The 23879-nt window shown below is 70.3% G+C and carries 20 protein-coding genes; all 20 read left to right on the top strand.

Annotated elements, in window-relative coordinates:
* Window positions 1-2 precede the first annotated feature (2 nt).
* Genes FFI97_RS17270 through FFI97_RS17175 form a run of 20 tightly spaced genes read left to right on the top strand, consistent with a single transcriptional unit; the run spans window position 3 to window position 23826 of the window.
* Window positions 3-1508, top strand: coding sequence for an indolepyruvate oxidoreductase subunit beta family protein (locus FFI97_RS17270; protein ID WP_139701991.1), 1506 nt, complete (start codon window positions 3-5; stop codon window positions 1506-1508).
* 13 nt (window positions 1509-1521) lie between these two features.
* Window positions 1522-2508: a PDR/VanB family oxidoreductase gene (locus FFI97_RS17265; RefSeq protein ID WP_139701992.1), complete on the top strand. Its 987-nt coding sequence runs from the start codon at window positions 1522-1524 to the stop codon at window positions 2506-2508.
* 32 nt (window positions 2509-2540) lie between these two features.
* A complete protein-coding gene (locus FFI97_RS17260) occupies window positions 2541-3854 on the top strand; it encodes an aromatic ring-hydroxylating dioxygenase subunit alpha (protein WP_139701993.1) in 1314 nt (437 codons plus the stop codon).
* Window positions 3854-4351 (top strand): aromatic-ring-hydroxylating dioxygenase subunit beta, encoded by a 498-nt coding sequence (locus FFI97_RS17255; protein WP_139701994.1) that lies wholly within the window; start codon window positions 3854-3856, stop codon window positions 4349-4351. Before FFI97_RS17260 ends, FFI97_RS17255 begins: the two co-directional genes overlap by 1 nt.
* A gap of 7 nt (window positions 4352-4358) precedes the next feature.
* Window positions 4359-5984, top strand: coding sequence for an AMP-binding protein (locus FFI97_RS17250; RefSeq protein ID WP_139701995.1), 1626 nt, complete (start codon window positions 4359-4361; stop codon window positions 5982-5984).
* Window positions 5981-7153 (top strand): thiolase family protein, encoded by a 1173-nt coding sequence (locus tag FFI97_RS17245; protein WP_062475018.1) that lies wholly within the window; start codon window positions 5981-5983, stop codon window positions 7151-7153. The genes FFI97_RS17250 and FFI97_RS17245 overlap by 4 nt, the downstream gene beginning before the upstream one ends.
* A complete protein-coding gene (locus tag FFI97_RS17240; RefSeq protein WP_139701996.1) occupies window positions 7150-8403 on the top strand; it encodes an SDR family NAD(P)-dependent oxidoreductase in 1254 nt (417 codons plus the stop codon). The genes FFI97_RS17245 and FFI97_RS17240 overlap by 4 nt, the downstream gene beginning before the upstream one ends.
* A 16-nt stretch (window positions 8404-8419) precedes the next feature.
* Window positions 8420-9235: a cyclase family protein gene (locus FFI97_RS17235; protein ID WP_062475012.1), complete on the top strand. Its 816-nt coding sequence runs from the start codon at window positions 8420-8422 to the stop codon at window positions 9233-9235.
* Window positions 9232-9966 carry an SDR family NAD(P)-dependent oxidoreductase gene (locus FFI97_RS17230; RefSeq protein ID WP_095950537.1) on the top strand — a complete coding sequence of 245 codons (735 nt, stop codon included), beginning with the start codon at window positions 9232-9234 and terminating at the stop codon, window positions 9964-9966. Before FFI97_RS17235 ends, FFI97_RS17230 begins: the two co-directional genes overlap by 4 nt.
* 56 nt (window positions 9967-10022) lie before the next feature.
* Complete coding sequence (locus tag FFI97_RS17225; protein ID WP_139701997.1) at window positions 10023-11189, top strand: ABC transporter substrate-binding protein; 1167 nt, start codon at window positions 10023-10025, stop codon at window positions 11187-11189.
* A 37-nt stretch (window positions 11190-11226) separates the two neighbouring features.
* Complete coding sequence (locus FFI97_RS17220) at window positions 11227-13683, top strand: penicillin acylase family protein (protein WP_139702109.1); 2457 nt, start codon at window positions 11227-11229, stop codon at window positions 13681-13683.
* 42 nt (window positions 13684-13725) lie between these two features.
* On the top strand, window positions 13726-14868 hold the full coding sequence (locus FFI97_RS17215) for an ABC transporter substrate-binding protein (RefSeq protein WP_139701998.1): 1143 nt from the start codon (window positions 13726-13728) through the stop codon (window positions 14866-14868).
* A 26-nt stretch (window positions 14869-14894) separates the two neighbouring features.
* Window positions 14895-16220 (top strand): aromatic ring-hydroxylating dioxygenase subunit alpha, encoded by a 1326-nt coding sequence (locus FFI97_RS17210; protein WP_139701999.1) that lies wholly within the window; start codon window positions 14895-14897, stop codon window positions 16218-16220.
* The gene (locus FFI97_RS17205) at window positions 16217-16681 is read left to right on the top strand and encodes an aromatic-ring-hydroxylating dioxygenase subunit beta (protein ID WP_139702000.1); all 465 of its coding nucleotides are present in this window, start codon (window positions 16217-16219) and stop codon (window positions 16679-16681) included. Before FFI97_RS17210 ends, FFI97_RS17205 begins: the two co-directional genes overlap by 4 nt.
* A 39-nt stretch (window positions 16682-16720) precedes the next feature.
* On the top strand, window positions 16721-17884 hold the full coding sequence (locus tag FFI97_RS17200) for an ABC transporter substrate-binding protein (RefSeq protein ID WP_095950533.1): 1164 nt from the start codon (window positions 16721-16723) through the stop codon (window positions 17882-17884).
* Between the two features lie 49 nt (window positions 17885-17933).
* The gene (locus FFI97_RS17195) at window positions 17934-18989 is read left to right on the top strand and encodes a branched-chain amino acid ABC transporter permease (RefSeq protein ID WP_139702001.1); all 1056 of its coding nucleotides are present in this window, start codon (window positions 17934-17936) and stop codon (window positions 18987-18989) included.
* Window positions 18986-20773: an ABC transporter permease subunit gene (locus FFI97_RS17190; protein WP_139702002.1), complete on the top strand. Its 1788-nt coding sequence runs from the start codon at window positions 18986-18988 to the stop codon at window positions 20771-20773. The genes FFI97_RS17195 and FFI97_RS17190 overlap by 4 nt, the downstream gene beginning before the upstream one ends.
* Window positions 20770-21501 (top strand): ABC transporter ATP-binding protein, encoded by a 732-nt coding sequence (locus FFI97_RS17185; protein WP_070062350.1) that lies wholly within the window; start codon window positions 20770-20772, stop codon window positions 21499-21501. The genes FFI97_RS17190 and FFI97_RS17185 overlap by 4 nt, the downstream gene beginning before the upstream one ends.
* Window positions 21491-23080 (top strand): ATP-dependent acyl-CoA ligase, encoded by a 1590-nt coding sequence (locus tag FFI97_RS17180; protein WP_139702003.1) that lies wholly within the window; start codon window positions 21491-21493, stop codon window positions 23078-23080. Before FFI97_RS17185 ends, FFI97_RS17180 begins: the two co-directional genes overlap by 11 nt.
* Window positions 23077-23826, top strand: a complete 750-nt coding sequence (locus FFI97_RS17175) for an SDR family NAD(P)-dependent oxidoreductase (RefSeq protein ID WP_139702004.1) — start codon at window positions 23077-23079, stop codon at window positions 23824-23826. Before FFI97_RS17180 ends, FFI97_RS17175 begins: the two co-directional genes overlap by 4 nt.
* Window positions 23827-23879 lie beyond the last annotated feature (53 nt).

The raw sequence follows: 23879 nt of genomic DNA, 5'->3' as shown, positions 1-23879 counted from the left end.
CCATGACGAACAAGGTCCAACCCATCAAGATTGCCATCCTCGCCATGGGCGGGGAGGGCGGTGGCGTGCTTGCCGACTGGATCGTCGACATGGGCGAGGCCAACGGCTACGTCGCCCAGACCACCTCCGTGCCGGGCGTGGCCCAGCGCACCGGCGCGACCATCTACTACGTCGAGCTGTACCCCGACGCGCAGGCGCAGTCCGACGGCGGACGCCCCGTGCTCGCGCTGATGCCGCTGCCGGGCGATGTCGACGTGGTGCTCGCCTCCGAGCTCATGGAAGCCGGCCGCGCGGTGCAGCGCGGGCTGGTCACGCGCGACCGCACCACGCTCATCGCCTCCACGCACCGCGTCTTCTCCATCGCCGAAAAAAGCGCCATGGGCGACGGCCGCGTCGACAGCGAGCAGCTGCTCGCCCACACCGCGCGCGCCGCCAAGCGCTTCATCCGCTTCGACATGGCGCAGGCCGCCGAAGCCTCGGGCAGCGTGATCAGCGCCGTGCTGTTCGGCACGCTCGCGGGCTCGGGCGTGCTGCCGTTCGGCCGCGCGCAGTTCGAGGCCACCATCGAGCGCGGCGGCGTGGGCGTGAAGCCCAGCCTCAAGGCCTTCGGTGCGGCCTTCGACCGCGCGCAGGACGGCGACGACGGCGAACCCGCCAAGGTGGCACCGGCCGCCACGCCCGCACCGCAGCCGCGCCACCCGGCCGTGCGCGCACTGGTCGAGCGCGTGCAGCGCGACTTTCCGCAGCCCGCGCACGACTTCCTGCTCGAAGGCGTGCGCCGCCTCATCGACTACCAGGACCTGGCCTACGCCGGCCTCTACCTCGACCGCATGGCCGTTGTGGCCAAGCTGCCCGACGACGCCCACCGCCTGCTGCGCGAAACCGCGCGCCACCTCGCGCTGTGGATGTCCTACGAAGACACGGCCCGCGTCGCCGCCCTGAAGACCCGCGCGACCCGCTTCGAGCGTGTGCACGGCGAGGCCGGCGTGCAGCCGGGCCAGCTGCTCGCCATCCACGAGTACATGCACCCGCGCCTGCAGGAAATCTGCGAGACGCTGCCCGGCGGCCTCGGCCGCTGGCTCATGCACTCCACGCTGCCGAAGAAGATCGTCGAGCGCTTCACGCAGCACGGCCGCGTGATCCGCACCAGCTCGCTGCGCGGCTACCTGATGCTGCGCATGGTCGCGGCCTGCAAGGGCTGGCGGCGCTCGACGATGCGCTACGCCGACGAGAACCGCCGCATCGAAGAGTGGCTGCAACGCATTGCCGCCACCGCGCCACGCAACCCCGCGCTGGCCGTCGAACTCGCCCAGTGCCAGCGCCTGGTCAAGGGCTACAGCGACACGCACGAGCGCGGCCTGCGCAACTACGACACCGTGATGCGCGCGTTCGAACGTGCAGGTGCCGCGCTGGCGCCCGCCACCCTGCGCGAACTGCGCGACGCGGCGCTCGCCGACGAACACGGCCACAAGCTCCAGGCCGCGCTGGTGCAGCACGCCTTGGCCTGAAGGGACCCGAACCATGACCGCCCCCACGCTCCAGCTTCGCGTCGCCGAAGCGCGCGCCCTCAACCCGCTGATCCGCCTGCTGCGCCTGCGCGCCGAAGACGGTCGCGCGCTGCCCGGCTTCGCCGCCGGCGCGCACATCCGCGTGCAGGTGACGCTGGCCGACGGCACCACCGACTGGCGCCACTACTCGCTCATCAACTTCGCCACCGAGCGCAACGCCACCAACGCCCCGACCGACTACGTGATCGCCGTGCGCAAGGAGGCCGACGGCCGCGGTGGTTCGCGCTTCATGCACGAAGGTCTGACCGAGGGCAGCGTGCTCGCCATCGAGCCGCCGAAGAACGACTTTCCGCTGCACACCGGCCCCGGCGGCACGGTGCTGGTGGCCGGCGGCATCGGCGTGACGCCGCTCGCCTCGATGGCCGCGCGCCGCCGCGCCGAAGGCGCCGCCGTGCGCATGCACTACGCCGGCCGCAGCCGCGACCTGATGGCCTTCCTGCCCGAGCTGCAGGCGCTGCTGGGCGACGACCTGCGTGTGCACGCCGACGCCGAGGCCGGCGCGCCGCTGGACATCGACGCGCTGCTCGACGCCGTGCCCGCCGGCGACCGCCTCTACGTCTGCGGCCCCAAGGTCATGCTCGACGCCGTGCTCGCGCGCACCCAGGCCCGCGGCTGGGAGCACGACCGCGTGCACTTCGAGCTCTTCACCGAACCCGTCGTGGAGGAGGGCGACCAGCCCTTCGAGGTGGAACTCGCCCAGTCGGGCCAGCGCTTTACCGTGCCGGTCGGCCAGAGCATCCTCGATTGCCTCATCGAGCACGGCTGCGACCCGATGTTCGATTGCAAGCGCGGCGAATGCGGCGTGTGCGCCGTGCCCGTGATCGAGGGCGAGATCGACCACCGCGACTACGTGCTCACCGCCCGCGAGAAGGCGGAAGGCACCGTCATGCAGATCTGCATCTCGCGCGCCAAGGGAGCGCGCCTGGTGCTCGACCTCTGAGAAAAGCCAGCCAGGAAGGAGCCAGGAGAACCATGCCTTCGTACCGAGACAACCCCGATGCCGTTCGCGCGCTCGTGCAGAACGACCGCGTGCACCGCGACCTGTACACCAGCCAGGAGCTTTTCGAGCTGGAGCAGGAGCACTTCTTCGCCAACACCTGGAACTACGTCGGCCACGAGAGCCAGCTGCCGAAGTCGGGCGACTGGATCACCAACGAGATCGCGGGCCGCCCGCTGATCGTCGTGCGCCACAGCGACGGCAGTGTGCGCGTCATGATGAACCGCTGCGCCCACAAGGGCTCGCGCCTGGTGAACGGGCCCTGTGGCAACACCGGCAAGTTCTTTCGCTGCCCGTACCACGCCTGGACCTTCAAGACCGACGGCGCGCCGCTGGCCATTCCGCTGAAGACCGGCTACGAGCACACGCAGCTGCACGAGTGCGAGTCGGGCAAGGGTCTCACCCCGGTGAAGCACGTGCGCAGCCACCGCGGCTTCATCTTCGTGAAGATCAACGACGCGGGCCCCGACTTCGAGGACTACTTCGGCGATTCGCTCAGCTCCATCGACAACATGGCCGACCGCTCGCCCGAGGGCGAGCTGGAAATCGCCGGCGGCTGCCTGCGCTTCATGCACCAGTGCAACTGGAAGATGTTCGTCGAGAACCTCAACGACACCATGCACCCCATGGTGGCGCACGAGTCGTCGGCCGGCACCGCCAAGCGCATGTGGGCCGACAAGCCCGAGGACGAGCCCAAGCCCATGGCCGTGGAGCAGTTCGTGCCCTTCATGTCCGACTACAAGTTCTTCGAGGACATGGGCATCCGCACGTATGACCACGGCCACAGCTTCACAGGCGTGCACTTCAGCATCCACAGCAAGTACAAGGCGATCCCCGAGTACGACGACGCCATGAAGGCGCGCTACGGCGAAGAGAAGACGGCGCAGATCCTGGGCATGGCGCGGCACAACACCGTGTACTACCCGAACCTCACGATCAAGGGCGCGATCCAGGCGATCCGCGTGGTCAAGCCGATCTCGGCCGACAAGACCCTCATCGAGAGCTGGACCTTCCGCCTCAAGGGCGCGCCGCCCGAGCTGCTGCAGCGCACGACCATGTACAACCGCCTCATCAACTCGCCGTTCTCGGTGGTGGGCCACGACGACCTGCAGGCCTACCGCGGCATGCAGGCCGGCCTGCACGCCAGCGGCAACGAGTGGGTGAGCCTGCACCGCGACTACGACGAAGCGGAGCTGAAGGGCGGCGAGATCACCACGGGCGGCACCAACGAGCTGCCCATGCGCAACCAGTACCGCAGCTGGGTGCAGCGCATGACGGAGACGATGTAATGGCCACCACCAACGTCATCGACATCACCCGCCAGGACCTCGTCGACTTCGTCGTCAACGAAGCGCGCCTGCTCGACACCCGCCGCTACGAGGAATGGAACGCGCTCTTCACCGACGACGCGTTCTACTGGATTCCGCTCGTGCCCGACCAGGAAGACGGCCTGAACCACACCTCGCACCTGTACGAGGACAAGCTGCTGCGCGAGCTGCGCATCGAACGCCTGAAGAGCCCGCGCGCGTTCTCGCAGCAGCCCCAAAGCCGCTGCCACCACCTGCTGCAGGTGCCCGTGGTCGAGACCTTCGACACCGAGGCCCAGCGCTTCGTGGTGCGCACCGAGTTCCACTACACCGAGTCGCAGGGCGACGAGCTGCAGTTCTACGTCGGCACCTTCTTCCATCACCTCACGGTGCAGGACGGCGCGCTGCGCATGACGCTCAAGCGCGTCGACCTGCTCAACTGCGACGCGGCGCTTCCGGCCGTGCAGCTCTTCATCTGAGGACGCGATGACCCACGCCACCGTCCACCAGGTCTTCGCCGCCACGGCCGCGCGCACCCCGCAGGCCGAATTCCTCTTCACCGAATCGGTGACCGCCGCCGCCTACGGCATCGCCGCCGGCGCCATCCGCTGGGGCGAAGCCGCCGCGGAAATCGATCGGCTGCGCAGCGCCTACGCACAGGCCGGCTACGGCCACGGCCACCGCGTCGGCCTGCTGCTGGAGAACCGGCCCGCCTTCATCTTCCACTGGCTCGCGCTGAACGCGCTGGGCGCCAGCGTGGTGCCGATCAACGCCGAGATGCGCTCGGCCGAGCTGGTCTACCTCATCGGCCACAGCGAGATCGGCCTGGCCGTGACGCTGCCCGAGCGCGCTGCCGACCTGCAGGCCGCCGCCGCGCAAGCCGGCGTGGCCTTCGAGACCATGGGCCCCGACGACGCCGTGCCGCCCGCGAAGACCGCCGCGCCACGCGCCGGCGAGCCCGTGGGCACCGACACCGAATGCGGCCTGCTCTACACCTCGGGCACCACGGGCCGGCCCAAGGGCTGCATCCTGAGCAACGCGTACTTCCTGCGCGCGGGCGAGTGGTATGCGGCGCTGGACGGCGTGTGCAGCATCCGCCCCGATGCCGAACGCGTGATCACGCCGCTGCCGCTCAACCACATGAACGCGATGGCGTTCTCGACCATGGTGGTGCTGGTGGCCGGCGGTTGCCTCGTGCAGCTCGACCGCTTCCACCCGAAGAGCTGGCTCGCCAGCGCGAAGGAAAGCGGCGCGACCATCGTCCACTACCTGGGCGTGATGCCCGCGATGCTGCTGTCGGCCCCCGCGTCGGCGGCCGACCGCGACCACGCGATCCGCTGGGGCTTCGGCGCCGGTGTCGACCGCAAGAACCATGCGCCCTTCGAAGAGCGCTTCGGCTTCCCGCTGGTCGAAGCCTGGGCCATGACCGAGACCGGCGCGGCCGCCTGCATCATGGCCAACCGCGAGCCGCGCCTCGTGGGCACCAGCTGCTTCGGTCGGCAGGAAGACTTCGTCGAGATCCGCCTCATGGGCGAGGACGGCAGCGACGTGGGCACCGACATGCCCGGCGAACTGCTGGTGCGCTCGGCCGGCGCCGACCCGCGCCGCTACTTCTTCTCCGGCTACCTGAAGGACGAAGACGCCACGCGCGAAGCCTGGGCCGACGGCTGGTTCCACACCGGCGACCTCGTGCGCCGCGACGCCGACGGCAACTTCTTCTTCGTCGACCGCAAGAAGAACGTGATCCGCCGCAGCGGCGAGAACATCTCGGCCGTCGAGGTCGAGAGCGTGCTCAACCAGCACCCGGCCGTGAAGACCTCGGCCGTGGCCGCCACGCCCGATGCGGTGCGCGGCGACGAAGTGCTCGCCTGCATCGTGCTGCGCGATGACACCGATGCGTCGCAGCGCGAAGCGGTCGCGGCCAGCATCGTCCAGCATGCGCTGGCGCAGCTGGCGTACTACAAGGCGCCGGGCTACGTGGCCTTCGTCGACGCGCTGCCGCTCACGCCCTCGCAGAAGATCCAGCGCGGCCAGCTGCGCGAGATGGCGCAGTCGCTGCCGGGCCAGGGCCATTGCATCGACACGCGCTCCATGAAAAAGAGGCAGGCATGACCAAGCGACGGCTCTCCTATGAAGGCGTCGCGGTCGCGGTGCCCGTCACCGTGCCGTACGTGCGCTACTCCACACGCACCGCGCACTGGTTCGTCGGCCAGGCCATCGACGCGCTGGTGCAGGCCAGCGGCGTGGCCAAGGAGCAGATCGACGGCCTGTGCCTGAGCAGCTTCTCGCTGGCGCCCGACACGGCCGTGGGCGTCACGCAGCACCTGGGCCTGTCGCCGCGCTGGCTCGACCACATGCCCACCGGCGGTGCTTCGGGCGTGATGTGCCTGCGCCGCGCCGCGCGTGCGGTGCAGGCGGGCGATGCCGACATCGTCGCCTGCGTGGGCGCCGACACCAACCACGTCGACTCCTTCCGCCAGACGCTGGGCAGCTTCAGCAACTTCGCGCGCGACGCCAGCTACCCCTACGGCTCGGGCGGCCCGAACTCGATCTTCGCGTTCATCACCGCCAACTACATGCGCACCTACGGCGCCACGCGCGAAGACTTCGGCCGCATCTGCGTGGACCAGCGCACCAACGCGCTGGGCAACCCCAACGCCATGTTCAAGAAGGGCCTCACGCTCGACGAGTACATGGCCGCGCGGCCGATTTCCGACCCGATCCACCTCTTCGACTGCGTGATGCCCTGCGCCGGCGCCGACGCCTTCCTCGTGATGAGCGAGGAGCGTGCGCGCGACCTGGGTCTGGCGCACGTCGTGATCCGTGGCGCCATCGAGCGCCACAACGCCTACGCCGAAGACCCGGTGATGGTGCAGGGCGGCTGGCGCAAGGACCGCGACGACCTCTATGCGCAGGCCGGCGTGCAGCCCGCCGCGCTCGACTTCGTGCAGACCTACGACGACTACCCCGTCATCGTGATGATGCAGTTCGAGGACCTGGGGTTCTGCGAGAAGGGCGAAGGCTCGGCCTTCGTGCAGGCGAACACCATGACCTTCGACGGCAGCTTTCCGAACAACACCAGCGGCGGCCAGCTCTCGGCCGGGCAGGCCGGTGCGGCGGGCGGCTTCCTCGGCATGGTCGAGGCGATCCGCCAACTGACCGACCAGGCCGGCGCGCGCGCCGTGCCCAACGCCCAGCTGGGCCTTGTCGCCGGCTTCGGCATGGTGACCTACGACCGCTGCCTGTGCACAGGCGCGGTCATCCTGGGGAGACCCGCATGACGATGCCGATGATGCGCCCCCCGCGCAAGAACCCCGTGCTGCGCACCCGGCAGATGAACCTGCCGCCCGGCGCGCGCGGCCGTGTCGCGCTCGGCCTCACGGCCGCCGCCGCCGAAGGCCGCTTCGAGCTGCAGACCTGCGAGGACTGCGGCACGGTGCAGTACCCGCCGCGCGAGGTCTGCCACAAGTGCCTGTCGGCGGCGTTGCGCTGGCGCCAGCAGAGTGGCGAGGGCGCGCTGCTCGGCAGCACCACGCTGCACCACAGCAACGACCTGTTTTTTCGCGAGCGGCTGCCCTGGCGGCTGGGCCTGGTGCACCTGGATGCCGGCCCCACGCTCATGGTCCACCTGCACGGCGAGGTCGGCGATGCGCCCGCGCGCGTGCGTGTCGGCGCCCGGCTCGACCGCGCCGGCCAGGCCGTCCTCATTGCTTTTCCGACTGAAGGGAGTCCCCACATGGCCGACGACAAGATGCTGCGCGAAATGACCAGCGACCCCAAGTTCCGCAAGGTGCTGGTGACCGACGGCAAGACCGAAACGGGCCAGGCCCTCGTGCGTGCGCTGGTGAAGGCCGGCGCCGACATCGTCTGGGTCGGCCATGCCGAGCCGTGGAAGAAGATGGGCGACGGGCTGGACGACATCTCGGCCCTGCCGCAGGTCACGCTGGTGCCGCTGGACCTCACCAACGGCCGCCAGGTGACCGAGCTGGCCGGCTCCATCGGCGGCAAGGTCGACATCGTGATCAACAACGCCGAGGTGCACCGCACCTTCGGCATCGGTGCGCGCCGCGGCACCGACGTGGCCAAGGCCGAGATGGACATCAACTACTTCGGCCTGCTGCGCCTGGCGCAGGAGTTCGGCCCCGCGCTCAAGGGCCGCTCGGCCGACGGCGCGACGGGCGCGACGGCGTGGGTCAACCTGCTGTCGATCTATGCGCTGAGCAACTTCCCGCCGCACGGCACCTTCAGCGCCTCGAAGGCGGCGGCGCATTCGCTCGCGCAGTGCCTGCGCGCCGAGATGCGGCCCGCCGGCATCCGCGTGATCAACGTGTTCCCCGGCCCCATCGACGACGAATGGAACCAGCACACGCCGCCGCCCAAGCTGGCGCCCACCACGCTGGCCAACGCCATCGTGAAGGCACTGCGCGACGGCGTGGAAGACGTGTACCCGGGCGACGTGGCGCAGGAGTGGCTGGAGCGCTGGCGCGACAACCCCAAGGTGCTCGAACGCGAACTCGCGGCGGGCGGCTGAGCAGAGGAATCACACGATGACCACGACCACCAACGAACTGATGTCCGCCGCCGAAGTCCTCGGCAGCCTCGTGACCGCCATGGCCAGCGGCCGCATCCGCGTGATCGACCTCACGCAGACGCTCACGCCCGAGTTTCCGCAGATCGCGCTGCCGCCCGAGATGGGCCAGTGCTGGCCCTTCCGCATCGAGGAAGTGTCGAAGTACGACGAGCGCGGCCCGGGCTGGTACTGGAACAACTTCTCCTGCGGCGAGCACACCGGCACGCACTTCGACGCGCCGATCCACTGGATATCGGGCCGCGACCTGCCGAACAACTCGGTCGACACCATTCCCGTGCAGCACTTCGTGGCACCGGCTTGCGTGATCGACTGCTCGCCGCAGGTGAAGGACGACCCCGACTACCTGCTGACGCTCGAGGACATCGAGGCTTACGAGGCCGCGCACGGCCGCATTCCCAAGGGCGCGTGGGTGCTCATGCGCACCGACTGGTCCAAGCGCACCGACCCCGAGGCCTACCAGAACTTCGACGAGACCGGCCAGCACACGCCCGGCCCGAGCACCGAGGCCGTGCGCTTCCTGGTCGAGCAACGCGACGTGCTGGGCTTCGGTTCCGAAGCCATCGGCACCGACGCGGGGCAGGGCTACCACCTGCGCCCGCCCTACCCCTGCCACTACTACATGCACGGCGCGGGTCGCTACGGCCTGCAGTGCCTGAGCAACCTCGACCTGCTGCCAGCCTCGGGCGCAGTGCTGATCTGCCCGCCGCTGAAGATCGAGAAGGGCAGCGGCAGTCCGCTGCGCGTGCTGGCCCTGGTGGGAGCCACGGCATGAGCGCCGCCGCACCCAAGGTCGCGGCCGTCACCGGCGGCAGCGCCGGCATCGGCAAGGCCATCTGCGAAGACCTGCTCGCGCAAGGCTACGAGGTGGTCTCGCTCGCGCGCCGCAAGGCCGAGATCGACCACCCCAAGATGCACAGCCTCGAGGTCGACCTGGCCGACCGCGCCGCCACCGGCCAGGCCGTGCGCGAACTGGTCGAGCGCTTCGCACCGACCACGATCGTCCACAACGCCGGCGTGATCCGCGCCGCATTGCTGCCCGACGTGAAGCTCGACGACCTCGATGCGCTGGTCGACCTGCACCTGGGCTGCGCCATCCAGCTCGTGCAGGGCGCGCTGCCCGCGATGCGTGCGCAGCGCTTCGGCCGCGTGGTGCTGCTGTCGTCGCGCGCCGCGCTGGGCCTGGCCACGCGCACCAGCTACTCGGCCACCAAGGCCGGCATGCTGGGCATGGCGCGCACCTGGGCGCTGGAGCTCGCGGCCGACGGCATCACGGTGAACGTGGTGGCGCCGGGCCCGATCCGCACCGACATGTTCTACGACGTGGTTGAGGCCGGCAGCGAGAAGGAGCGCGCGCTCGCGGCTTCGGTGCCCGTCAAGCGCCTGGGCGAATCGGCCGACGTGGCACGCGCCGTGCGTTTCTTCGCCGCGCCCGAGAACAGCTTCGTCACCGGCCAGGTCCTCTACGTGTGCGGCGGCACCAGCGTCGGCAGCCTGGCCCTCTAGTTTCATTTCAGCGTCCGTTTCGTTCCGTTCAAAAACATCACCTCTGGAGCATCGCCATGAAAGTCCTGAACCGAATTCGCACCCTCGCGGCCGTGGCCGCGGGCCTCGGCGCGCTGAGCGCCGCCAGCGCGTGGGCCGCCGATCTCAAGGTCGGCTTCATCACCTCGCTGTCGGGGCCGGTGTCGTCGCTGGGCATTCCGTACGAAAAGGGCATGAAGGCCGCGCTCGCCTACAAGGCCGACGTGGGCGGCCGCAAGATCCAGCTGGTGCAGCTCGACGACGCGTCCGACCCGACCACGGCCGCGCGCAACGCGCGCAAGATGATCGACGAGGACAAGGTCGACGTTATCATCGGCACGGCCGGCTCGCCCGGCGCGCTGGCCATTGCCGGCGTGGCGCGCGAAACCAAGACGCCGCTGATCTCCATCGCCAACGCCAACCTGCCGGGCGAAGAGGGCGCGTGGATGGTCACGCTGCCGCAGCCCGCGCCGCTCATGGTGAGCGCGGTGGTCGAGCGCATGAAGAAGTCGGGCGTGAAGACGGTGGGCTACATCGGCTTCTCCGACGCCTGGGGCGACCTGGTGTACGGCGCGCTGCAAAAGAGCGCCGAGCCGGCCGGCATCAAGATCGTGTCGAACGAGCGCTATGCGCGCGGCGACGCCTCGGTGACCGGGCAGGTACTCAAGATCGTGGCGCTGCGCCCCGACGCGGTGATCACGGGCACCTCGGGCACGCCCGGCGCGCTGCCGTACCTCGCGCTTTCGGAGCGCGGCTACAAGGGCCAGATCTACGGCATGCACGCGCTCATCAACCCCGACTTCGTGCGCGTGGGCGGTGCCTCGGTCGAAGGCCTGCTGGCCCCCACGGGCCCGGTGATCGTGGCCGAGCAGCTGCCCGCCGACAACCCGATCCGCAAGGTGTCGATGGACTTCCGCGCGGCGTATCAGAAGGCCAACGGCGCGCCGCCGACCGACGCCTTCTCGGCCTACACCTTCGACGCATGGCTGGTGTACCTGGACGCCGCCCAGCGCGCGCTGGCCACCAAGGCCGAGCCCGGCACGCCGCAGTTCCGCCTGGCGCTGCGCGACGCCATCGTGAGCACCAAGGAGCTGGTGGGCACGCACAGCGTCTACAACTTCAAGCCCACCGAGCGCTACGGCTCGGACGACCGTTCGCGCGTTGTCGTGAAGCTCGAGAAGGGCCAGTGGAAGCTGGTGCCCTGAACGCCCTCGCGTCGATCCGATGAACGCCGCCCACCCCATGCACCCGCTTCTTCGTACCCTGCGCCGCCGGCGCGCGACCGGCACCGTGCTGTTCGCCGCCGCGCTGCTGGCCGGCTGCGCTGCGACCGCACCCGGCGGCAGCGGTGAAGTCACCATCAAGCGCGACCGCTACGGCGTGCCGCACGTCTACGCCAGCGACACGCGCGGCCTGTTCCACGGCTTCGGCTATGCCGTCGCGGAAGACCGGCTCTACCAGCTGGAGATGGCGCGTCGCTCGGGCAACGGCAGCGTGGCCGAGGTGCTGGGGGCCGAGTTCGTCGCGACCGACAAGGCCACGCGCTCCAACATCGATCCGGTGTCGATCCGCCGCCAGATCGATGCGTTGAGCGCCGATGACCGCGCCATGTTCGAAGGCTACGCCGCGGGCGTCAACGCGCGCATCCGCGACGTGCTGGCCGACCGCGCGAAGTTGATGCCGCGCGAGTTCATCGACAACGGCTTCGAGCCGGCGCCCTGGACCGCGGACGACGTGGCCATGGTCTGGATCGGCCTCATCCTCAACCGCTTCTTCGCGGGCACGGCCGAGGTCGCGAACCTCTCGCTGCTCAACCAGCTCAAGGCCGCGCGCGGCGACGTGGCCGGCCTGCAGCTGTACGAGCAACTGCGCTGGCTCGAAGACCCGACAGCGCCGACCATCGTGCCGCGCGGCAACGCGAACCGGCTGGCGAGCGCCGAGCCCGGCGACGCCGCGCTCGCGCCGGTCTCCGCGCAGGCCGCCGCCGACTTCCGCGCCACGCAGGTCGCCCGCATGGGCCTGGCCGCCACCGAAGGCATGCCGACCGCCAGCAACGCCTGGGTGCTCGGCCCCTCGCGCACCCAGGAAGGCGTGGCCGTTCTGTACAACGGCCCGCAGCAGGGCTTCAACAACCCGTCGTTCGTGCACGGCATTGGCCTGCACGGCGCGGGCTACGACCTCACGGGCCTCACGCCCATCGGCCTGCTGCCGGTGCTGTTCGGCACCAACGGCACCATCGCCTGGGGTTCGACGGTGGGCTCGCTCGACACCAACGACATCTACCAAGAAGAACTGAACCCGGCCAACCGCCACGAATACAAATACGACGGCGCCTACCGCCCGATGACCCGGCGCACCGACGTCATCCGCGTGAAGGGCGCCGCGCCGCAGAGCGTGGACATCTACGCCACGGTGCACGGCTTCGTGCAGAGCTGGGACGTGGACAACGCCCGCGCCTACACCGCGCGCAGCACCTGGCAGGGCCGCGAGGTCGAGACCATGCTCGGCTGGGCGCGTGCCGCGCGGGCGCGCGACTGGTCGGGCTTTCTTGCGCAGGGCGAGCGCGTGGCGGCGTCCATCACCTGGTTCTATGCCGACGTGGCGGGCAACATCGGCGCCGTGGGCCTGGGCCGCATGCCGCGCCGCCCGGCCACGCAGGACATCCGCTTTCCCGCGCGCGGCGACGGCAGCATGGAGTGGCAGGGCAGCCTGCCGTTCAGCGCCAACCCGCGCGCCTACAACCCCGCGCAGGGCTACCTCGCGAGCTGGAACAACCAGATCGCCGAAGGCCTGCGCGCGGATGGCGCGAACTTCTCACATGTCGACCGCGTGGCCGAAATCCATGCGCAGCTGCAGGGCACGGCCAAGCTGGGCGCCGACGAGGTCTGGCGCGTGAGCCAGGGCGCGGCATTGGCCGACCTGAACGCGCGCTACTTCGTGCCCCTCATCGTCGACGCGGCCAAGGGCCTGCCGGCCGGCGACCCCGCGCGCCGCGCGGCCGACCTGCTCGCCAACTGGGACCTGAAGAACCGCGTCGCCCCGGGCGGCGAGGTCTACGACAACCGCGCCACCACCGTGCTGCGCGCGTGGCTGGGTGCGATGTCGCGGCGCCTGCTGGCCGACGACCTGCCGCCGGCCGTGTTCGCCACCTACGCCAACCTGGGCTACCCGACGCTCACGCCGCGCGGTTCGCCGGGCAGCGCGCAGCCCGCAGCGGTGGCCAAGCTGCTGTGGAACGCGCTGAGCGGCCCGGCCTCGGGCGTGCCGCAGCGCCACGACTTCTTCAACGGACAAGACCCGCGCACGATGGTGCGCGCGGCGCTGACCGATGCGGTGGGCGAGCTGCGCACCCGCCTCGGGCCCGACATGGCCGCGTGGACCACGCCCGCGGTGCGGCACCGCTTCTCGCGCATCAACGCCATCGGCGTGCCGTGGGCCGGCGCGGGCGACGAGCCCGAGGTCAGCTCCTACATGAACCGCGGCACGCTCAACTACCGCGTCGTGCTGCGCCCGGGCGCGCTCGACATGTGCTCGGTCGCCGCGCCGGGGCAGAGCGGCTTCGTGAGCCCGGCCGGCGTGCGCGACCGCCATTACGCCGACCAGTTGGCGCTGTTCGAGCGCTTCGAATGCAAGCCGGAGCGGCTCACGCCCGCGCAGGTCGATGCCGACCTCGAATCGCGCCGCACCTTGCGCTACTGACCGTCCCTCGTCCCCACACCCACCCCTGCAGAGGAAGTTCCCATGAAGAAAATCTCCCGCCTTGGCCTCGCGCTGCTGGCCGCCTTCACCACCTTCGGTGCTGCGGCAGCAGACCTCAAGATCGGCTTCATCAGCTCGCTCTCGGGGCCGGTCGCGGCGCTGGGCGTGCCGTACGAGAAGGGCATCCGCGCGGCCATCGCCGAGCGGCCCGAGATCGGCGGGCGCAAGGTGCAGCTCATCGTGCTCGACGACGCTTCCGACCCGACCACCGCCGGGCGCAACGCGCGCAAGCTGGTGACGGAAGACAAGGTCGACGTGCTCATCGGCACCTCGGGCGTGCCGGGCGCGATGGCCATCGCCTCGGTGGCGCGCGAGCTCAACACGCCGCTCATCTCGCCCACGCCCGTGACCATTCCGGGCGCGGACGGCGCGTGGACCGTCACCGTGTCGCAGCCGTTCCCGCTCATGGTGGCGGGCGTGGTCGAGCGCATGCAGAAGTCGGGCGTGAAGACGGTGGCCTTCATCGGTTTCTCTGATGCGCTGGGCGACCTGGCCTACGACTCGCTCGTGAAGAGCGCCGCCACCGCCGGCATCAAGGTGGTGGCCAACGAGCGCTATGCACGCAGCGATTCGTCGGTGGCCGGGCAGATCCTGAAGATCGTCGCGGCGCGGCCCGACGCGGTGTTCGCGGGCAACTCCGGCACGCCGGGCGCGCTGCCCTACCTGGCACTGGCCGAGCGCGGCTACAAGGGCAAGATCTACGGCACGCACGGCCTCATCAACGCCGACTTCGTGCGCGTGGGCGGCACGGCCATCGACGGCCTGCAGGTGCCCAGCGGTCCGGTGCTGGTGGCCGACCAGCTGCCCGACAGCAACCCCATCAAGAAGGTCGCGATGGGCTTTCGCGCTGCGTACCAGAAGGCGAACGGCGCGGTGCCCACCGATGCCTTCTCGTCGTACACCTACGACGCCTACCTGCTGCTGGCCGACGCGGCCTCGCGCACCAAGGGCGAGCCCGGCACGCCGCAGTACCGCACGGCGCTGCGCGATGCCATCGTGGGCACGAAGGAGCTGGTGGGCACGCACGGCATCTACACCTTCAAGCCCGACGACCGCTACGGCTCGGACCAGCGCGGCGTGGTCATCGTGCAGATGAACAAGGGCCAGTGGAAGCTGGTCCCCTGACCCCGGCCTAGCCGAAGCCCACCGCCATGACCGCCTACCGCAACCGCCCCGATCTCGTCGCGGCGCTGGTCCGCGACGACCGGGTGCACCGCGACCTGTACCTCAGCGACGAACTGTTCGCGCTGGAGCAGGAGCGCTTGTTCGCCCGCACCTGGGTCTTCCTGGGCCATGCCAGCCAGGTGCCGGCGGCGGGCGACTTCGTCACGCAGGAGATCGCGGGCCGCCCGCTGCTCATGGTGCGCCAGCCCGACGGCGCGGTGCACGTCATGTACAACCGCTGCGCCCACAAGGGCACGCAGCTCGTGACCGACGAGCGCGGCAACACCGGCCGTTTCTTTCGCTGCCCGTACCACGCGTGGACCTACAAGCTGGACGGCGCGCCGCTGGGCCTGCCGCTGAAGAACGGCTACGAAGGCACGCAGCTCAAGGCCTGCGAGTCGGGGCAGGGGCTGTCGGTGGTGAAGCACGTGAAGGTGTACCGCGACTTCGTGTTCGTGCGCCTGTCCGACACCGGCCCCTCGTTCGAGGACTACTTCGGCGACGTGCTGGGCGCGCTCGACAACATGGTCGACCGCTCGCCCGAGGGCAAGCTCACCGTGGGCGGCGGCGTGCTGCGCAACATCGTCCATTGCAACTGGAAGATGTACCTGGAGAACATCAACGACACGGTGCACCCGATGTCGACGCACGAGTCGGCCACCAAGGCGGCCGAGGCGCTGTGGGAAGGGCATGCGCCCACCGACCCCAAGCCGATGGCGATGGAGCAGATCCTGCCCTTCGGCTCGGGCTACGAGTTCTTCGACCAGATGGGCGGGCGCGTGTTCGCCAACGGCCACAGCGTGCTGGGCGTGAACTTCAGCATCCATTCCAACTACGCGCAGCTGCCTGAGTACGAGGCCGCGATGCAGGCAGCGCACGGCGTAGCGCGCGCCGCCGACATCCTGCAGCGCTCGCCGCAGAACTCGGTGCTGTACCCGAGCCTGTCGGTCAAGGGCTCGCCGCAGGCCATCCGCGTGATCCGCCCGCTGGCGGCCAACCGCACGCTCGTCGAGGCCTGGAGCTTCCGCGCGGCCGGTGCGCCCGCGCTCTTGTTCGAGCGCGCCATGAGCTACAACCGGCTCGTGTTCTCGCCCATGTCGGTGGTGGCGCACGACGACGTGCACCTGTTCGAGAGCATCCAGAAGGGCCTGCGCGCCGGCGGCAACGAATGGATCAGCCTGCACCGCAACCACGACCCGGCCGAGACGCGGCAGGCCACGGTGACCACCAACGGCACCAACGAGCTGCTCATGCGCAACCAGTTCCGCGCCTGGGCAAAGGCGATGACGGTGGAGGTGGAGGTGGCGGCATGAACGATCCGCGCGACTTCATCGCCCACGAGGCGGCCCTGCTCGACGCGCGCCGCTTCGACGACTGGCTGGCCCTGTTCGCCGACGACGGCCACTACTGGGTGCCGCTGCTCGGCGCGGCGCAGGCCGATCCGTTCTCGCACAACTCGCTGGCCTACGAAGACCGGCTGCTGCTGCAGCTGCGCGTGGAGCGCCTGAAGAACCCGCGCGCGCATTCGCAGCATCCGGCCAGCCATAGCCAGCATGTGCTGCAGCCCTCGCGCATCGAGGAAGAGGGCGCCGACGACGTGCGCCTGCGCACGCCCTTTCTCTACATCGAGGCGCGCGGCGACGACCAGATCCTGCTGAGCGGCACCGCCCGCCATCACCTCGTTCGCACTCCCACGGGCTGGGCCATCCGCGAGAAGCGCGTCGACCTGCTCAATGCCACGCGCGCCTTGCCCGCGATCCAGTTGTTCATCTGAGTTTCCGTTCCATCCATCCTTCCTCACTGGAGCTACGACATGAAGAACCTGATGCAGACCTTGACGCGCGGTGCCCTCGCCGCGGCGCTGACCGCCTGTGGTGTGGCGAGCGCACTGGCGGCCGACCTCAAGGTCGGACTCAGCGTGTCGCTGTCGGGCCCCAACTCCTCGCTGGGCGTGCCGTACGCCAAGGGCATGCAGGCCGCGCTGGCCTACAAGGGCGAGGTCAACGGCCGCAAGATCCAGCTCGTGGTGCTGGACGACGGCTCCGACCCGACCACGGCCGGGCGCAACGCGCGCAAGCTCATCGAGGACGAGAAGGTCGACGTGCTCATGGGCACCTCGGGCGTGCCGTCGGCCATCGCGATGGCGCAGGTGGGCAAGGAGGCCAAGACGCCCATGATCGGCCTCACGCCCATCCTGCTCGACCCCAACGAGAACCCGTGGGTCATGACGGTGGCGCAGCCCACGCAGCTCATGATCGACGCCGTGGTCGAGCGCATGAAGCGCAACAACGTCAAGACCGTGGGCTACATCGGCTTTTCCGACGCCTGGGGCGACCTGGTCTACGAGGCCCTGAACAAGGCCGCGCCCGGCGCCGGCATCAAGGTGGTGAGCAACGAGCGCTACGCACGCGCCGACGCCTCGGTGACCGGCCAGGTGCTGAAGATCGTGGCGCTGCGCCCCGACGCGGTGATGACCGGCGGCGCCGGCACGCCGGGCGCGCTGCCGTTCCTGGCGCTGCAGGAGCGCGGCTTCAAGGGCGGCGTGTACGGCCAGCACGGCCTGATCAACCCCGACTTCGTGCGCGTGGTCGGCGCGGCCGGCCAGAACGCGCTGATGCCCACGGGCCCGGTGATCGTCGCCGAGCAGCTGCCGGCCGACTACCCGACCAAGAAGATCGCGACCGACTTCCGCGCCGTGTTCCAGAAGGTCAACAACGCGCCCACCAGCGACGCCTTCTCGGCCTACTCGTTCGACGGCTGGCTGGTGTTCGCCGACGCCGCCTCGCGCGCCATGAAGAAGGCCGAGCCGGGCACGCCCGAGTTCCGCGTGGCGCTGCGCGACGCCATCTTCAGCACCAAGGAGGTGGTCGGCACGCACGGCGTCTACACCTTCAAGCCCGGCAGCCTGTACGGCGTGGACGAGCGCGCCCGCGTGATCGTCAAGCTCGACAACGGCCAATGGAAGCTCGCCCCTTGAATCTCCCGTTTTTCTTCACGACAACGATGACTCCGACAGAGGTTTTTCTATGAACTGGGACGTGGCATTGATCCTCGTCACCGACGGCCTGGCCAACGGTGCCGTCTATCTGCTGGCCGGGCTCGGGCTGGTGCTGATCTTCTCGGTCACGCGGGTGGTGTTCGTGCCGTTCGGCGACATCGCGGCCTTTGCCGCGCTGTCGCTGGCGGCCTTCGAAACCGGCCGCGTGCCGCCGACCATCGGCATGGTCGCGGTGCTGGCCGCGCTGGCGCTGGCCACCGAGATCGGCAGCCTGCTGCGGCGCGGCGAGGCCGCGCGCATTCCCAAGGCGGTGCTGACCTGGGGCGTGCTGCCCGCCATTCCGTGCGTGCTCGCCTGGCTGGCGGCGCGGCCCGGCGTGCCGGTGGCGGTGCACATCGCGGTGGCCGTGCTGCTGGTGGTGCCCATCGCGCCGCTGCTGGCGCGTGTGGTGTTCCAGCCGATCGCCGATGCCTCGGTGCTGGTGCTGCTGATCGTGTCGCTCGCATTGCACTTTCTGCTGTCGGGCCTGGGCCTGCTGTTCTTCGGGCCTGAAGGTTCGCGCACCACGCCGCTCACGAGCTCGGTGTTCACGCTGGGCGACGGCTTCACGGTCAGCGGCCAGGTGGTGCTGATGGTGGGGGCGGCCGTGGTGCTGAGCGGGCTGTTCTTCCTGGTGTTCGAGCGCACGGTGGCCGGCAAGGCGCTGCGCGCCACGGCCGTGAACCGCGTGGGCGCGCGGCTGGTCGGCATCCGGCCGGTGCGCACGGCGCTGCTGGCCTACGGCTGCGCCTCGCTGCTGGCGGGGCTCATCGGCGTGCTGATCGCGCCGGTGACCACCATGTACTACGACTCGGGTTTCATCATCGGCCTGAAGGCCTTCGTGGCCGCGATCATCGGCGGGCTCGTGAGCTACCCGATGACGGCCATCGGCGCGCTGGCGGTCGGCGTGGTCGAGAGCTTCGCGTCGTTCTGGAGCGGCGCGCTGAAAGACGTGATCGTGTTCAGCCTGCTGATCCCGGTGCTCATGCTGCGCTCCTTCATGGCGGCCCATTCGGAAGAGGAAGAAGACGAGGTGGACCAATGAACGGCAACACCAAACGCATGGCGTGGATCGCGGCGGTGATCGTCGTGCTGGCCCTGGTGCCGGCCGTGGCGGGCAGCTTCACGGTCTCGCTGCTCAACGACATCGGTATCGGCGCGCTGGTGGCGCTGGGCCTCGTGCTGCTCACCGGCGTGGGCGGCGCGACCTCGTTCGGCCAGGCGGCCTTCGTGGGCATCGCGGCTTACGCCACGGCCTGGCTCACGACTGCGCAGGGCCTGTCGCCGTGGCTGGGGCTCCTGTTCGCGCTGCTGCTCACGGGCCTGTCGGCGCTGGCCATCGGCATGCTCACCTTGCGCCTGGGCGGGCACTTCCTGCCGCTGAGCACCATCGCCTGGGGGCTGTCGATCGCGATGCTGTTCGGCAACGTCGATGCGCTCGGGCGCCACACGGGCCTGTCGAACATCCCGCCGCTGCAGATCGGCGGCTGGTCGCTGGCCGATCCGCGCGCGATGTACTACCTGATCTGGGTCGTGGTCGGGCTGGCCTGCCTGTTCAGCCACAACCTGCTGCAGTCGCGCCCCGGCCGCGCGATTCGCGGGCTGCGCGGCGGCGCCACGCTGCTGGCCAGCGTGGGCGCGGATGCGTACCGCGTGCGGCTGTCGCTGTTCGTCACGGCGGCGCTGTTCGCGGGGCTGGCGGGCTGGCTCTATGCGCACATGAACCGCTTCGTGAGCCCGTCGCCCTTCGACGTGCGCGCCAGCATCGAGTACCTGCTGATGGCCGTGGCCGGCGGGCTCGGGCAGCTGGCGGGTGCGCTGGTGGGCGCGGCGCTGGTGCTGGTGCTGAAGAACGGTCTGCAGGACGTGCTGCCGATGCTCACGCAGCGCGCCGGCCAGCTGGAGGCCGTGGCCTTCGCGGCGCTGTTCATCCTGCTGCTGCACTTTGCGCGCGGCGGCGTGATGGGCCTGCTGCGGCGCTGGACGCGCCGGCGCGCCGCGCCGCAGGGCGCCTCGCGCTACACCGGCGCGCCGGTCGAGCCGCTGCCGCACCGGCAGCTGCCGGCACGCGGCGCGCAGGTGCTGTCGGTCAACGGCGCCGTGAAGCGCTTCGGCGGGCTGGTGGCGGTGAACGACGTGAGCTTCGACGTCAAGGCGGGCGAGATCATCGGCCTCATCGGGCCCAACGGCGCGGGCAAGTCGACCATGTTCAACCTGCTGACCTGCACGCTGCCGATGAGCGCGGGCCAGGTGCGCTTTCTCGAGCACGACATCGCCGGCATGCCGCAGCGCGCGGTGGCGCGGCTCGGGCTGGCGCGCACCTTCCAGCACGTGAAGCTGCGCCCGCACATGAGCCTGCTGGACAACGTGGCGCTGGGCGCGCACTCGCGCACGCGCTCGGGCATCCTGAAGGCGGGCCTGCGGCTCGATCGCACGGAAGAGAGCCAGATCCTGCAGGAGGCGCAGCGCCAGCTCGACCGCATCGGCCTGGGCGACCGCGCGCACGAGCTCGCGGGCAGCCTGCCGCTGGGCACGCAGCGCATTCTGGAGATCGCGCGCGCGCTGGCCGCCGACCCCGTGCTGCTGGTGCTCGACGAGCCCGCGGCCGGCCTGCGCCGCAAGGAAAAGATGGCCTTGGGCGACCTGCTGCGCAAGCTGCGCGAGGAGGGCGTGACCATCCTGATCGTCGAACACGACATGGACTTCGTGATGAAACTGGTGGACCGTCTGGTAGTGATGAACTTCGGCTCCAAGCTCGTGGAGGGCGTGCCGTCGGCGGTGCGCGCGGACGAGCGTGTGCAGGCCGCATACCTCGGGAGCGTCGTATGACCGCGATGCTGGAGATTGGCGACCTGCATGTGTCGTACGGGCAGGTGGAGGCCGTGCGCGGCGTGTCGCTCGACGTGCAGCGGGGCCAGATCATCTCGGTGATCGGCCCCAACGGCGCGGGCAAGACCACGCTGCTGGCCGCGGCCATGGGCCTGCTGCCGTGCAAGGGCACGCTGCGCTTCGAAGGCGAAGACCTGCAGGGGCTCGACGTGGAGTCACGCGTGGAGCGCGGCCTGTGCCTCGTGCCCGAGCGGCGCGAACTGTTCGGCGAACTCACCGTGCTCGACAACCTGCAGCTCGGCGCCTACGCCAAGCGGCTGCGCGGCGACGCGATGAAGAAGCAGCTGCAATCGGTGTACGACCGCTTCCCGCGCCTGGCCGAGCGCCGCGCGCAACGCGCCGACACGCTCTCGGGCGGCGAGCGGCAGATGCTGGCTGTGGGCCGCGCGCTCATGTCGGCGCCGCGCCTGCTGATGCTCGACGAGCCCAGCCTGGGCCTGGCGCCGCTGATCGTGCGCGACATCCTCACCATCGTGCGCAAGCTGCGCGACGACGGCGTGTCGATCCTGCTGGTGGAGCAGAACGCGCGCGCCGCGCTCGAAAGCTCGGACGAAGGCTATGTGCTGGAGACCGGCGAGATCGCGCTGTCCGGTGCTTCCGGTGACCTCGCGAGCGACCCGCGCGTGCAGGCCACCTACCTCGGCGGAGGCACGCACGATGACGAGTGACCCGCGCGCGGTGCCGCCGGCGCAACGCACGCTGCCCGCCATGCTGCAGCGGCAGGCGGCGCTGTTCGGCAGCCGACCGCTGCTGCGCATCGCGGGCCGGCAATGGACGCACGCCGACGCGGCCGATGCGGCGGCCACGCGCGCCGGTGCGCTCGCGCAGCATGGCGTGGCGCGCGGCGACCGCATCGCCGTCATGTGCGGCAACCGCATCGAGTTCCTCGACACCTTCCTCGGCGCGGGCTGGCTCGGTGCGTCGGTCGTGCCGGTCAACACCGCATCGATGGGGCCGCAGATCGAATACTTCCTCGCGAACAGCGAGGCGAAGCTGCTGGTGATCGAGGCGGGCTTTCTGGAGCGGCTGACGACGGCCGACCTGGCCCGCACGGCGCTGCGCGAGGTGTGGGTGGTGGGCGAGCCCGAAACGCCGTGGACGCCGCCCGCCGGCGTGCGCGTGTCGGCCTACCCGCCGGGCGCGCAGGCCTTGCCGCCCGCCACGGTGCAGCCGGGCGATCCGCTCGCCATCCTCTACACCTCGGGCACCACGGGACCGGCCAAGGGCGTCATCTGCCCGCAGGCGCAGTACTTCTGGTGGGGCGTGAACAGCGCCGAGGTGCTTGGCGTGGGCCGCGACGACGTGCTGTGCACCACGCTGCCGCTCTTTCACATCAACGCGCTCAACACCTTCGCGCAGGCCGCGCTCACCGGGGCCGAGGTGGTGTTCGAGTCGCGCTTCTCCGCCTCGGGCTTCTGGCCGGCGATGCGTGCCAACGGCGCGACCGTGGTCTACCTGCTCGGCGCGATGGTGCCGATCCTGCTGGCCCAGCCCGAGGGCGAGGGCGAGCGCGACCACCGCGTGCGCACCGGCCTCGGGCCCGGCGTGCCCGCGGCGGCGGGGCAGGCCTTCCAGGCGCGCACGGGCGTGGCGCTGCTCGAAGGCTACGGCTCGACCGAAACCAACTTCGCCATTGCCACCGCGCCCGATTCGCCGCGCGGCGGCGTCATGGGCTGGCTGCGCCCCGGCTTCCAGGCCTGCGTGGCCGACGAAGACGACGTGCCGCTGCCGCCCGGCGAGGCCGGCGAACTGCTGCTGCGCGCCGACGAGCCCTATGCCTTTGCCAGCGGCTACTTCCACATGCCCGAGAAGACCGTCGAGGCCTGGCGCAACCTGTGGTTCCACACCGGTGACCGCGTGGTGCGCGATGCCGACGGCGCGTTCCGCTTTGTCGACCGCATCAAGGACGCGATCCGCCGGCGCGGCGAGAACATCTCGTCCTTCGAGGTCGAGCAGGTGCTGCTGAGCCACCCCGGCGTGGCCTCGTGCGCCGTGTACCCCGTGCGCTCCGAGCTGGCCGAAGACGAGGTGATGGCCGCGCTGGTGGCGCGCGAAGGCATCGTCATCGACCCGGCCGAGCTGGCGCGTTTCTGCGAAGGCCGCCTGCCGTACTTCGCCGTGCCGCGCTACATCGACCTCTTGCCCGACCTGCCGCGCACCGAGAACGGCAAGGTGCAGAAGTTCAAGCTGCGCGAGCGCGGCGTGGGGCCGCAGACCTGGGACGGTCGGCCCGCCAAAGCCGGATGACGCACGCCACCGCGCTTCCACTGGCAGGGCGCGTGGCCTTCGTGACCGGCGCGGGGCAGGGGCTGGGCGCGGCCATCGCGCGCGCCCTGGCGCAGGCCGGTGCGCGCGTGGCGGTGGCCGACATCGATCAAGCCAACGCACAGGCCGTTGCCGCCGAGGTGAACGGCCTCGCGCTGCCACTCGACGTGCGCGACGAGCAGGCCTTCGGCGACCGCTTCGCGCAAGCGGTGGAGCACTTCGGCGCCGTCGACATCCTGGTCAACAACGCGGCGCGTACGCCGACCACCTCGCTGTGGGACATCACGCCCGCTGAGTGGGACGACGTGCTTGCCATCAACCTGCGCGGCAGCTTCTTCGGCAGCCGCATCGCGGGAAGGCAAATGCGCGCGCGCGGCGCGGGCCGCATCGTCAACCTGGCCTCGCTGGCCGGGCAGCAGGTCAGCAGCGCCACTGGCGTGCACTACGCGGCCAGCAAGGCCGGCCTGCTGGCGCTGACGCGTGCCTTTGCGCAGGAACTGGCGCCGCATGGCGTGACCGTGAACGCGCTGGCGCCCGCCGCCATCGACAGCCCCGCGCTCGCCGCGCTGCCACCCGAGCGGCAGCAGGCGCTGAAGGCCGGCATCCCGCTCGGTCGCTTCGGCCTGGCCGACGAGGTGGCCGCCGCCGTCGTCTACCTGGCCTCGCCGGCCGCGGCCTTCATGACCGGCGCGACGCTGGACCTCAACGGCGGCCGTTTCATGCGGTAGCACCACCTCGGGGCGCAAATGGCTAAAATGATTCAGAACTAAACCATTCAGGT

It is taken from the genome of Variovorax sp. KBS0712 (assembly GCF_006323185.2).
GTDB lineage: Bacteria > Pseudomonadota > Gammaproteobacteria > Burkholderiales > Burkholderiaceae_C > Variovorax > Variovorax boronicumulans.
The sequence above is the reverse complement of the archived record's forward strand: the minus strand, read 5'-3'. Positions and strand labels throughout refer to the sequence as shown.